This is a genomic window from Aeromicrobium changchenzhani (assembly GCF_057586615.1).
The window spans coordinates 1734449-1747223 of the sequence record NZ_CM172480.1 but is presented as its reverse complement, the minus strand read 5'-3'; the positions used below and the strand labels follow the sequence as shown (position 1 = coordinate 1747223).

Annotated in this window: 12 protein-coding genes; 1 reads left to right on the top strand and 11 read right to left on the bottom strand. The window is 60.3% G+C overall.

Annotation, left to right across the window (positions count from 1 at the left end; all coding sequences use genetic code 11):
* Positions 1–16: 16 nt before the first annotated feature.
* The 11 genes from AC2YB9_RS08815 to uvrA all read right to left on the bottom strand — a co-directional run bounded on the left by AC2YB9_RS08815 (position 17) and on the right by uvrA (position 12027).
* Positions 17–370: an RNA polymerase-binding protein RbpA gene (locus tag AC2YB9_RS08815; RefSeq protein WP_487268505.1), complete on the bottom strand. Its 354-nt coding sequence runs from the start codon at positions 368–370 to the stop codon at positions 17–19.
* Positions 371–607: a preprotein translocase subunit SecG gene (gene secG, locus AC2YB9_RS08810; protein ID WP_487268504.1), complete on the bottom strand. Its 237-nt coding sequence runs from the start codon at positions 605–607 to the stop codon at positions 371–373. It lies immediately after the preceding gene.
* A gap of 12 nt (positions 608–619) precedes the next feature.
* The gene (gene tpiA, locus AC2YB9_RS08805; RefSeq protein ID WP_487268503.1) at positions 620–1426 is read right to left on the bottom strand and encodes a triose-phosphate isomerase; all 807 of its coding nucleotides are present in this window, start codon (positions 1424–1426) and stop codon (positions 620–622) included.
* Positions 1423–2667, bottom strand: a complete 1245-nt coding sequence (locus AC2YB9_RS08800; RefSeq protein WP_487268501.1) for a phosphoglycerate kinase — start codon at positions 2665–2667, stop codon at positions 1423–1425. The genes tpiA and AC2YB9_RS08800 overlap by 4 nt, the downstream gene beginning before the upstream one ends.
* A gap of 2 nt (positions 2668–2669) precedes the next feature.
* Positions 2670–3674, bottom strand: coding sequence for a type I glyceraldehyde-3-phosphate dehydrogenase (gap, locus tag AC2YB9_RS08795; protein ID WP_487268499.1), 1005 nt, complete (start codon positions 3672–3674; stop codon positions 2670–2672).
* A gap of 119 nt (positions 3675–3793) precedes the next feature.
* Positions 3794–4777: a DNA-binding protein WhiA gene (whiA, locus tag AC2YB9_RS08790; protein WP_487268498.1), complete on the bottom strand. Its 984-nt coding sequence runs from the start codon at positions 4775–4777 to the stop codon at positions 3794–3796.
* 45 nt (positions 4778–4822) lie between these two features.
* Complete coding sequence (locus AC2YB9_RS08785) at positions 4823–5797, bottom strand: gluconeogenesis factor YvcK family protein (RefSeq protein WP_487268496.1); 975 nt, start codon at positions 5795–5797, stop codon at positions 4823–4825.
* Entirely contained in the window at positions 5794–6657 is an 864-nt protein-coding gene (gene rapZ / locus AC2YB9_RS08780) for an RNase adapter RapZ (protein WP_487268495.1), read from the bottom strand. The genes AC2YB9_RS08785 and rapZ overlap by 4 nt, the downstream gene beginning before the upstream one ends.
* Complete coding sequence (gene uvrC, locus AC2YB9_RS08775) at positions 6657–8603, bottom strand: excinuclease ABC subunit UvrC (RefSeq protein ID WP_487268494.1); 1947 nt, start codon at positions 8601–8603, stop codon at positions 6657–6659. The genes rapZ and uvrC overlap by 1 nt, the downstream gene beginning before the upstream one ends.
* 44 nt (positions 8604–8647) lie before the next feature.
* Positions 8648–9079, bottom strand: a complete 432-nt coding sequence (locus AC2YB9_RS08770) for a Rieske (2Fe-2S) protein (RefSeq protein WP_487268493.1) — start codon at positions 9077–9079, stop codon at positions 8648–8650.
* Positions 9080–9162: 83 nt separating this feature from the next.
* Positions 9163–12027 carry an excinuclease ABC subunit UvrA gene (gene uvrA, locus AC2YB9_RS08765; protein WP_487268491.1) on the bottom strand — a complete coding sequence of 955 codons (2865 nt, stop codon included), beginning with the start codon at positions 12025–12027 and terminating at the stop codon, positions 9163–9165.
* An 87-nt stretch (positions 12028–12114) separates the two neighbouring features.
* Here uvrA and AC2YB9_RS08760 point away from each other — a divergent pair, with 87 nt between their 5' ends.
* On the top strand, positions 12115–12771 hold the full coding sequence (locus AC2YB9_RS08760) for an MBL fold metallo-hydrolase (protein ID WP_487268489.1): 657 nt from the start codon (positions 12115–12117) through the stop codon (positions 12769–12771).
* Positions 12772–12775: the final 4 nt, after the last annotated feature.

Below are 12775 nucleotides of genomic sequence, written 5' to 3'. Positions count from 1 at the left end.
CTCCGCACACGTCAGCTCAGAAAACGACTTCGCCGCGCTTACGACGTGTACGTAACGACGTGAGTGCTTCGGTCAAGATTTCTTTGGCCTCGGTGTCGGAACGGCGTTCCTTGACGTAAGCCAAATGCGTCTTATAGGGCGCGATCTTCTGCGCGTCCGGCGGGTTGTCCTGATCGCGGCTGGCAGGCATACCGCAACTCGGGCAGTCCCATGAATCGGGTGCCTCCGCCTCGACTGCGAAACTCAGCACGGTGTTGTGCTTATTGCCGCAGAAATATTCCACGACCTGACGGGGAGCAGCTTCGCCGCGTTCCGCTTCGCCCATGGGGCCCGAACCGATACGGCTGCCCCGGATTGCGCCTGCTGCCACTTAGCTACTCACCTTCAGGAGGAGACCGAGCGCAAAAATGCACACGGCCCAGATAACGGCAATGCCGACCGTGATGCGGTCGAGGTTGCGTTCGGCAACTGACGAGCCGCCCAACGAGCTGGACACACCGCCACCGAACATGTCGGACAGACCACCACCGCGGCCCTTGTGCATCAAAATAAGGACAATCATCATCGTGCTGGACAGCGCGAGAAGTATCGAGAACGTCAGAATCACTGCAAACCTCTGTTAACGGGTACCGGACAGGTCCGGCATTGAATAGAACCGAGCAATGCCCGCGAATTCTGCTGCTTGAAGACTCGCCCCACCGACCAAGGCACCATCCACATCCGGCTGGGCCATGATCGCAGCAATATTCGCAGCCTTGACCGATCCACCATAAAGAATACGCAATGCCCCGGCGGCCTCCGGCGACGAGGTCTCCGCAACTCGCTTGCGGATCGCCCCGCAGACTTCTTGAGCGTCTTCGGGAGTTGCCACTTCACCGGTGCCAATCGCCCAGATGGGTTCGTAGGCAACCACCAGTCCGGCGATTTGGTCTGGCGCGAAGCCAGCTAACGATCCATCGATTTGGGCCAGCACATGAGCGACATGTTCGCCGGAGCGTCGCACCTCAAGCCCTTCGCCGACACACACGATCGGGGTCATGCCAGCGGCCGAAGATTTGTGTGCCTTCGTGTTGACCAGCGCATCACTCTCGGCATGGAACTCACGTCGTTCGGAGTGCCCCACTACAACGTAGGAGCAACCAAGTTTGGCCAACATCGAGGCCGAGATTTCGCCGGTATATGCGCCACCATCATGTTCGGACACATCTTGAGCGCCATAACCGATTTTGAGGTTATCGCCATTAACCACGGTCTGAACGCTTCGAAGGTCAGTGAATGGCGGGATTACGACGACTTCTGCCTTGGCGTAATCGTGTTTCTTGTCCTGCAAGGTCCAAGCCAGTTTTTGGACCAGTACGACGGCTTCCTGGTGATTGAGATTGGACTTCCAATTGCCTGCCATCAGTGGCGTGCGCGTTGTGCTCATACTGTCCGGTCCTCCGCTGTGTCGCCTTCCAAGACTTCAAGCCCCGGAAGGACTTTGCCCTCGAGATATTCCAAACTGGCGCCGCCACCGGTCGAGATGTGTCCGAATTCCGCATCATCAAAGCCAAGGAGTCGCACGGCGGCCGCCGAGTCTCCCCCGCCGACTACAGAAAGTCCGTCAACTTCAGTTAACGCTTGCGCGACTGCCTTAGTGCCAGCGGCGAACGGTGCCAGCTCAAAGACCCCCATGGGGCCGTTCCAGAAGACCGTCTTCGCTTCGCGTATGACCGCAGCAAAGGCCGCCGCGGATTCTGGACCGATGTCCAGGCCCAGCTGATCGGCCGGGATCGCGTTGGCAGCAACGACAGTTGCCGGCGCCGCAGCAGCAAACTCGGGAGCCACGACGATGTCGGTCGGAAGCAGCAGTTGCACTCCCTTATCGGCGGCCATCGAGATGTAGCGACGAGCAACCTCGAGCTGATCGGCTTCGAGTAGCGATTTGCCGACCTCGTAGCCCTGCGCCTTGAGGAAGGTGAAAACCATGCCGCCGCCGATCAACAGGCTGTCGGCTTTGTCGAGCAGATTGTCGATAACCCCGAGCTTGTCCGAGACCTTCGAACCGCCGAGCACGACAACGTAGGGCCGTTCGGGGTCCACCGTAAGCCGGTTCAGTACGCTCACTTCGGCCTCGACCAAAGTTCCTACTGCCGCAGGCAACCGTTGGGCGATATCAAAAACGCTTGCCTGCTTGCGGTGGACGACTCCAAATCCGTCAGAGACGAAGACATCAGCAAGTTTGGCAAGCTGGTCGGCAAACGCACCACGCTCGGCATCGTCTTTGCTCGTCTCGCCGGGATTGAAACGAACGTTCTCAAGCACTGCGACGTCACCGTCACCCAAGCCCGCGACGACCGTTTTGGCATCGTCCCCCACAGTGTCGCGAGCAAAGAACACCTGAGTCCCGGTGAGCTGGCCAAGCCGTACCGCGATCGGTTCAAGTGACAGCGCAGGATCTGGTGCACCCTTCGGGCGACCCAGATGCGCAACCACCACAACCCGAGCACCCGCGTCTGAAAGTCGCTTGATCGTCGGCGCGCTCGCACGGATGCGGCCATCGTCAGCGATTTCGCGATGCGTTGTGCCATCTCCGGCCTGCACCGGATCTGCCAGCGGAACATTGAGATCGCTGCGAACGAGTACGCGCTTGCCGCGGAGGTCGCCCAGATCTGAGAGGTTCTTCACGATCAGAGTGAGGAACCGATGTAGGTGGTCAGGTCGACGAGTCGATTGGAGTAACCCCATTCGTTGTCGTACCAGCCAACGACCTTGACTTGATCGCCAATGACCTTGGTGAGGCCCGAGTCGAAGACGCAGGACGAGGGATCAGTGACGATGTCGGAGGAGACAATCGGGTCCTCGGTGTATGTGAGGAAACCCTTCAACTCGCCTTCGGCTGCGGTCTTGACGATCTGGTTGACTTCCTCGACGGTGGTCTCCCGCGATGCGGTGAAGGTGAGATCTGTTGCCGAGCCAGTTGGCACCGGAACGCGCAACGCAAAACCGTCGAGCTTGCCCTTCAACTCGGGGAGCACGAGGCTCACCGCTTTGGCAGCGCCGGTTGAGGTCGGGATGATGTTGATCGCAGCAGCACGGGCACGACGCAGATCCTTGTGCGGCGCGTCCTGAAGGTTCTGGTCGGCCGTGTAGGCGTGAATCGTGGTCATGAGGCCACGCTCAATGCCCAGCCCGTCGTTGAGGGCTTTTGCCATTGGCGCAAGGCAGTTGGTCGTGCACGAGGCATTCGAAACAATGTGATGCGCTGCCGGGTCGTAATCGGTGTGGTTGACACCCATCACGAAGGTCGCGTCCTCATTGCTGCCTGGGGCCGAGATGATGACCTTTTTGGCACCTGCGTCGATATGGGCCTTGGCCTTCGTCGCGTCGGTGAAGAATCCAGTGGATTCAATGACGAGATCAATGTTGAGGTCGGCCCAGGGCAACTTGCCGGGTTCGCGCTCGGCGAGCGCGGTGATCCGTTGGCCACCGACCGTGATTGAGCTGTCGTCGTAGGAGACGTCGGCATCCAGTCGACCCAAGATCGAGTCATATTTCAACAGGTGCGCGAGGGTCTTGTTGTCGGTCAAGTCATTGACGGCGACGATCTCGAAATCGGCACCGGCGGCACGCGCGGCACGGAAGAAGTTGCGGCCGATGCGGCCAAAGCCATTGATACCTACACGTACAGTCACGAGGACTTAACTCCTGATAATCGGTGGACGTTGTCCCCTCACCTTACCGAGTCGGCTGCTGGTTCGTGGAAGCGACCGGAGAGTAGCCAGTTACAGTCGTCGCGACCGTGACCGATCAGTCACGCCTCGGGCAGCACCTCGCCGTTAAGGCTTGCTTCGGTGTCGGGGATTCCGATGTCATGGGCGTGCTTGTCCGCCATCGCCAACAGGCGCCTAATCCGGCCGGCAATCGCATCCTTGGTCAGCACGGGATCGTGCAGTTGTCCCAATTCCTCGAGGCTTGCTTGCCGGTGTTCGACCCGCAGGTTGCCGGCCATCCGCAAATGATCGGGGACGTCAGCGCCGAGGATCTCAAGTGCGCGCTGAGCGCGGGCACCGGCGGCTACCGCAGCGCGGGCTGACCGGCGCAGATTGGCATCATCGAAGTTGGCGAGTCGGTTGGCGGTCGCTCTGACCTCACGTCGCATGCGGCGTTCTTCCCAGACCAGCAATGTTTCGTGGGCGCCGAGCCGCGTCAATAAAGCGCCGATTGCTTCACCGTCGCGGATGACGACGCGGTCGACCCCTCTGACTTCGCGCGATTTGGCGGCGATGCCGAGTCGGCGTGCCGCGCCGACCAACGCAAGCGCAGCTTCCGGTCCGGGGCAGGTGATCTCAAGTGCCGACGAGCGGCCGGGTTCGGTCAATGATCCGTGTGCGAGGAAGGTGCCACGCCACGCCGCAACCGAGTCGCATGAGGCGCCTGAGACGACCTGCGGCGGCAAACCGCGTACTGGCCGACCGCGACCGTCGAGTAGACCGGTCTGGCGTGCCAATGCTTCGCCATCTTTTGAGACCCGCACGATGTATTGGGTGCCCTTGCGAATGCCATTGCCCTGTTGGACCAGGACTTCGCTGTTGTGGCCGTAGATTTCGGCGATGTCCTTGCGCAGGCGGCGCGCGGCCGCACCGGTGTCGAGCTCTGCCTCCACGACGATTCGCCCGCTCACAATGTGCAGACCGCCCGCGAATCGGAGCATGGAAGAGACTTCAGCCTTGCGACAGCACACCTTCGTGATGGTGGTGCTGGCAAGCTCTGCTTTGACGTGTGCAGTCATAGCCATGACGCGAAATCCACTCCCCGAGACCGATTGTGAGTACGGGTCATTCTATGTCAGCCCCATAACGAAATGAAATGCGGATGCGAGCCGCAGCGGGTCGTGCGTGAACGTGCCGGGCCCCGCCGAAATGTCCTGATCGATCAATTTTGCTCCTACCGAGTGTGCTGCTGCAGCGAGAATACCCGCATTGTCGACCATCCCGCAGTCTACGAGCACGTAGTCGAAGCGAAGCTCGGGCGTATGGGCGGTCAACACCGCGAGATGGTCGGCTGGTGTGAACCCGGAGGTCTCACCTGCCTGCTCGCCGAGATTCAGGACGAGTATGCGTTTGGCTGAGGTCCGTACCAACGCATCACGTAGCCCCGGCACAAGCAGATTGGGCAAGACACTCGTGAACCATGAACCGGGCCCGATGACGACCCAGTCGGCGGCATCCACGGCAGCCACCGCCTCGGTGCACGCCGGTGGATTATCGGGTTTGAGCCGCACACTGACGACGTGACCCTCCGTCGATGCAATTTCGGCCTGGCCACTCACGCAACTAAGCACATCGGGGCTGCCGGGCAGTTGGACGTCAGCTTCAATCGATAGCGGAATTGCGGCCATCGGCAGCACGCGGCCGTGCGCACCGAGCAGTTGACCGACCAAATCCAGGCCCGCGACATGGTCGCCCTGAAGGTCCCAGATGCCCGCGATTAAAAGATTGCCAACTGCATGCCCGCTCAACGCGCCATCGCCGCGAAAGCGGTGTTGCAGCACATCAGCCCAAGTCCGACCCCATTCATCATCGCCGCACAAGGCTGCCAGCGCCATCCGCAGGTCACCAGGTGGCAGGCCACCCAATTCGCTGCGGATACGCCCCGACGAGCCACCGTTGTCGGCTACCGTGACAATGCCGGTCAAGCCAACGGACAACCGGCGCAGCGCCGACAAACTCACGGCAAGACCATGACCACCACCGAGCGCGACGACCTTCTGGGTTTCAATAGCAGCGCGGCCCGGCGGGAACGCGCGACTTGTCATTCGCGGCCCAGATCGCGATGCACAACAAGCGTATTAACGCCGTGGGCACGCAATCGTTCGGCGAATGCCTCGGACATCGCGACGCTTCGATGCCGACCGCCCGTGCAGCCGAATGCAATCGTGAGGAAGCGTTTATCCTCGTGCAGGAAACCGTCGGTGAGCAATGCGATTAGACCTTCATAACGATCAAGGAACTCAGCAGCACGTGGCTGTCGGCGCACATAGTCGCGTACGGGTGCATCAAGACCGCTCTGCGGGCGCAACTCCTCAACCCAGAACGGATTTGGCAGGAACCGCATGTCGGCAATCATGTCGGCATCGATCGGCACACCGTACTTGAAACCGAAGGACACCACAGAGACCCGCAGTCCGCGCGAGTCGTCATCTTCGAAGGCTGCACGAACTCGTTTGCCCAGCAGACTGACGTTGAGATTGGTGGTGTCGATAACGATGTCTGCGCGGCCCCGGAGGACCCGAAGCAGATCGCGTTCACGGTTGAAACCGTCCATGAGCCGGCCTTCGAGGCTGAGTGGATGTGGCCGTCGGGCAGCTTCCTGCCGGCGTACGAGTACATCGTCGGACGCCTCGAGGAACAAGACCCGTGTGTGAATGCCCCGAGATCGAAGAGCTTCGATCTCGTCAACGATCGCGCCGAAGAATTGGCGTGATCGCGCATCGACCACGACCGCCAACTTGTCAATGTCTTTGGACTTGTCGATCGCACTGACTACCTCGCCAAGAAGTTGCGGCGGGATGTTGTCGATGACGTAGTAGCCAAGTTTCTCGAGCACTTTCGCCGCAGTGCCACGCCCGGCGCCGGTCATACCGGTGACGAGAACAAACTCAGAGATCGCCGTCATCAGTCCTCCAAGATCTCCCCGGTCATCATATTGACCGCGGGCGTTGTGTCTCCAGTGCTGCGCGCCAGAGTACCAACGATCGCTTTCGCCGTGGCCGGCCCGATACCGGGAACCGTCGCGATTTCGTCAACATCGGCCGCGCGCATCTTTTTGATTGAGCCGAATTTCTTCATCAACGCCTGCTTGCGGCTCGGCCCCAGACCGGGAATATCGTCAAGCTGGCTGTGCACCATGGCCTTGGTACGGCGGCCGCGATGATGGGTTATCGCGAATCGATGCGCCTCATCGCGGAGTCTCTGTAACAGATAGAGGCCTTCGCTGGTTCGCGGCAGGATGACCGGATCGGGATCACCGGGCAGCCATACCTCTTCGAGCCGTTTGGCCAAACCACACAACGCGACATTGGTAATGCCGACCTCATCCATGGCCTGCTTGGCGGCGGCGACCTGCGGCGGCCCACCATCGACGACGACGAGCGATGGCGAATAGGCAAATCTGCGCGGTCGGCCGGTTTCAGGATCGATGCCCGGACCGGCTGCGTCGTTGGTGTCCAGCGCACGTTTGAGTTGCTCAAACCGACGGGTGATGACTTCGTGCATCGAACCGACGTCATTCTGTCCCTCGAGCCGCACCGTGAAGCGCCGGTATTCGGACTTGCGTGGCAATCCGTCCTCGAACACGACCATCGAAGCGACAATCTCGGTTCCCTGCAAATTTGAGATGTCGTAGCACTCAATCCGCAGTGGCGCAGCCGGCAGGTCAAGCGCCGCTTGAATCTCCTCGAGCGCAAGGCTGCGCGTCGTGAGATCACCGGAGCGTTTAGTTTTGTGTCGCGCGAGGGCCTGCTTGGCATTCTGCTCAACCGTCTGCATCAGCGCTCGTTTGTCACCGCGCTGCGGCACGCGAAGGCTGACTTTGCTGCCACGTTTTTCCTCCAGCCACGCGGTCACGATTGGCCGATTGGAGGGCGCAACCTGAACAAGGACCTCGCGTGGAATCGACTCCGGCGGTTCCTCTTCATACAGTTTGACCAGAGCACGCTCGACGAGTTCTGGGGTGGAAGCATCATCGGCTTTGTCGGCCACCCAACCGCGCTGACCACGGATCCGCCCGCCGCGAACCGAAAATATCTGGACGGCCACTTCCAGCGGATCCTCGGTCAAGGCGATCACATCCGCATCGGTGCCATCGCCGAACACAATTGAGTTTTGTTCGAGCACTTTGGTGAGGGCGGCAATATCGTCGCGTAGAACGGCCGCGCGCTCATACTCCAAATTGCGGGCGGCGGCCGCCATGTCGCGTTCGAGTCCCCGCAGGTACGTGGTCGTCTGGCCGGCAATGAATGCGGTGAAATCCTCAACGATCACGCGATGTTCGTCCACACTGACACGGCCTACACAGGGCGCAGCGCAGCGGCCGATGTCTCCGAGCAGACAGGGCCGGCCGATCTGTTGAGCGCGGCGAAGAACCCCGTTGGAGCATGACCGCATCGGGAACACGCGAAGCAGTAGGTCAACGGTTTCGCGGATCGCCCACGCGTGTGTGTAGGGGCCAAAATAGCGAACTCCCTTGCGCCGCGGCCCGCGCATAACTGTGACCCGGGGCAGTTCTTCGTTAACCGTGATTGCCAACCATGGGTAGGACTTGTCGTCACGAAAGCGAATGTTGAAACGCGGATCGAATTCTTTGATCCACGTGTACTCCAGCTGGAGCGCCTCGACCTCGGTGTTGACGACCGTCCAGTCCACCGCGGTTGCAGTCGTGACCATCTGCTGAGTACGCGGATGAAGTCCAGCAATATCTTGGAAATAGGAGTTGAGCCGGGATCTCAGCGATTTGGCCTTGCCGACGTAGATGACCCGCCGTTGCGCGTCGCTAAAGCGATAGACACCCGGCTGCTCGGGGATTTCCCCCGCAGCGGGTCGATAGGTCGCAGGATCAGCCACGTCGCAAGCCTACGTCGTGATTCGGACAGATCGGCGGGAGCTGATCACACTGCCGTGATGGTGCCGTTTTCGTCCGCAATCTTGACCGGTGGCAGTGGTTTGGGCGCGGGCCCACCGACGACCGATCCATCGGTGAGGGAGAACTTGCTGCCATGGCACGCGCACATGATCTCCTTGGTCGAGATCGTGCTCACGATGCAGCCCTGATGCGTACAAACTGCGGAAAACGCCTTGAACTCGCCCGCCGACGGTTGGGTGACAACGATTTTCTGGTCGGGGAAGATCTTGCCGCTGCCAACTGGGATGTCAGTTGCCTTGCCAAGCGCAGTGCCAGCTTTGACAGCAGGCGTCGAATTGGGATCGACCGGGGCATCAGCGCTGTTGCGGGCAGTTCCGCAGGCACTCAGCGCAGCACCAGCACCGACCGCGGCAACGCCCTGAAAGACGGTCCGCCGAGACAATTGGTCAAACATCATGGTGCTCCTGTGGTTCGAATGAAACTCGTGGCTCAACGATAATTCTTACCTACCCGCCCAAACAGTGGTTTACGGCAGTCCCATCAAGGCGTGGCCAGTACGGTCTTCAGGAAACTGCCGGTATGGCTGTTGGGGTTGGCGGCAACCTGTTCGGGCGTGCCCTCCGCAATCAGCAGCCCACCGCCGCTGCCGCCCTCCGGACCCATATCGATCAGCCAGTCTGCTGTCTTGATGACATCGAGATTGTGCTCGATGACGATGACCGAATTGCCGGCGTCCACAAGTCGTTCGAGCACGCCAAGAAGCTTACGAATGTCCTCGAAATGAAGCCCCGTGGTCGGCTCGTCGAGCACGTAGACCGTCCGGCCCGTCGAGCGCTTCTGCAATTCCGAGGAGAGTTTGACCCGTTGGGCCTCACCACCGGAAAGGGTTGGCGCGGGCTGTCCCAGCCGTACATAGCCCAAACCAACATCGACGAGTGTCCGAAGGTGGCGCGCGATCGCCGGTATCGCGGCGAAGAAGTCCACCGCTTCCTCGATCGGCATGTTGAGAATGTCAGCCACCGTCTTGCCTTTGTAGCGAACATCGAGCGTCTCCCGGTTATAGCGGGCGCCGTGGCAGACCTCACAGGGGACGTATACATCGGGCAGGAAGTTCATCTCGATCTTGATCGTCCCGTCGCCGGAGCATGCTTCGCAGCGGCCGCCCTTGACGTTGAAGGAGAATCGACCCTGCAAATAGCCCCGCATCTTGGCATCAGGGGTTTGCGCAAACAGTTTGCGTACGTGATCCCAGACGCCGGTATAGGTCGCTGGATTGGAGCGCGGGGTACGACCGATCGGGGATTGATCGACATGGATGACCTTGTCGACGGCCTCGACACCCTCGATCGTGCGATGCCGGCCGGGAATCGTGCGGGCCTTGTAAATCTGTCGCGCCAACGAGGTGTACAGGATGTCGTTGACGAGGGTCGATTTGCCCGACCCGGACACCCCCGTCACCGCGACGAACAGGCCAAGCGGGAACGTCACGTCGATGTCCTGCAGATTGTGTTCCTTGGCGCCGCGAACGACGAGATCGTGTCCCTCGACTCGTGGCCGCCGTTGTGTTGGCAGTGGTATCTGCTTGCGGCCGGACAAGTATTGCCCGGTCAGGGATTCCTCATTGTCCAGGAGTTCCTTGACCTCGCCAGAAACAATCACCCGCCCGCCATGTTCGCCGGCCCCCGGACCGATGTCGACGACCCAATCGGCTGCCCGAATCGTGTCCTCATCATGTTCGACGACGATCAGCGTGTTGCCGAGGTCGCGCAGGCGTAAGAGCGTCTCGATCAGCCGGTGATTGTCGCGCTGGTGGAGTCCGATCGACGGCTCGTCAAGGACATACAAAACACCCACCAAGCCCGCACCGATCTGTGTGGCGAGCCGAATGCGCTGCGCCTCACCGCCGGACAATGAGCCGGAGTTGCGATCAAGCGTCAGGTAGTCAAGTCCAACATCGAGCAGGAACCGGAGCCGCTCATGAATTTCTTTGATGACCCGCTCGCCGATCTGAAGTTCACGATCGGTCATCTCAAGGTCTTGCAGGAACAAATCAGCGTCACGGATCGAGAGGGCGCACACCTCAGCGATGTTCTTGGGCCCCTGAGTTGCCGAGTTCAATTGGACTGCGAGGATAACCGGCTTGAGCCGCGTGCCGCCACAGGTCGGGCAGGGCACATTGCGCATGAATCCCTCCAACCGCTCACGGCTGGTGTCTGATTCGGTCTCGGCGTGCCGGCGTTCGAGGTAAGGAATCGCGCCCTCAAATGCGGTGTAGTAGGAGCGCTCACGGCCATAACGGTTCTTGTAGCGAACATGAACCTTGGTTGCATGGCCGTGCAGGACCGCATCCTGCCCTTCTACGTCAAGCGATTCGAAGGGTTGATCCATTGTGAAGCCGAGTTCGGCACCAAGTGCTTCCAGCAGCCGGGCAAAATACTCCGAAACCTGGGCTGAAGCCCACGGCGAGACCGCACCCTCGCGGAGGCTCTTCTTCGGATCCGGAACAATCAGTTCAGGATCGACTTCAAGCCGGTTGCCCAGCCCGTGACAGTCGGCGCAGGCACCAAATGGTGCGTTGAAGGAGAATGAGCGCGGCTCGAGTTCGTCGACCGCGAGCGGATGGTCGTTCGGACACGCTAACTTTTCCGAGAACCGCCGCGTACGATTGGGGTCTTTCTCCGGCAGATCGACAAAATCAAAGATGACCAGACCATCGGCGAGGCCGAGCGCGGTCTCGACCGATTCGGTCAGACGCTGTTTGGAGCTGTCTTTGACCGTCAGTCGATCGACAACGACATCGATCGTGTGCTTCTTCTGTTTGGCCAGTTTAGGTGGCTCGTCGGACAGGTTATGGGGCTCGCCGTCAACGATCGAACGGCTAAAGCCTTGCGTTTGGAGTTGGGCGAACAGTTCGAGATATTCACCTTTACGGCCCCGGATGATTGGCGCCAACAGTTGAAATCTGGTGCCCTCCTCCAATGCCATAATCCGGTCGACGATCTGTTGCGGCGTCTGCCGTGCGATCGGCTCGCCGCAGACCGGGCAATGTGGCCGGCCAGCGCGCGCATACAGCAGGCGAAGGTAGTCGTAGACCTCCGTGATCGTGCCGACGGTCGAACGAGGGTTCTTGGATGTCGACTTCTGGTCGATCGACACTGCCGGGGACAGGCCCTCGATGAAGTCGACATCGGGCTTGTCCATCTGGCCTAGGAACTGGCGCGCATATGCTGACAACGACTCAACGTACCGGCGTTGACCCTCAGCGAAAATCGTGTCGAACGCCAGACTCGACTTGCCCGAACCGGAAAGACCGGTGAACACAATCATGGCGTCTCGTGGCAGATCAAGAGAGACATTCTTGAGGTTGTGCTCGCGGGCGCCCCGGATGATCAGTTGCTCAGCCACTACGGTTCCTCGACGTTTCGATGATGTTCGAACAGGTGTTCGCCATTCTATCGCGGCGGGCAAGAGCGCGCACCGTAGGATCGGCGCATGACGACATACACAGGCGATGTGACCGTAGGTGGCCCCGCGCAGACGCGGGTGGCAGGTGACCTCAGTATTACCAAGGTTGCCGTCGGGCCGATGAACAACAACGCATATCTGCTGCGTTGCACGTTGACCGGTCAGCAAGCGTTGATCGACGCGGCCAATGACGCTGAGACGTTACTGACGTTGATCGGCAACGATGGCATCGCGAAGATCATCACGACGCATCAGCATTTTGATCACACGCAGGCACTCGAAGCAGTCGTTGCCGCTACCCGCGCTGAAACCATTGCCGGCACGGAGGATGCGGACGAGTTGCCGGTTCCGGTCGATGCGACGGTCAACGACGGCGCCCGCATCCTCGTCGGATCGTGCGAACTCGAAGTGATCCACTTGGTCGGACACACTCCGGGATCGATCGCGCTTCTGTATGACGATCCGGACGGCTCCGCTCACCTGTTCACCGGTGATTCGCTGTTCCCCGGGGGTCCTGGACGGACAACAGATCCGAAAGACTTTGAGACGTTGATGAATGACCTCGAAACCAAGGTATTCGACCGACTCCCCGACGACACATGGATTTACCCCGGCCACGGCGGTGACACGACGCTAGGAGCGGAACGCGCATCGCTCCCCGAATGGCGCGCCCGCGGCTGGTAACGCT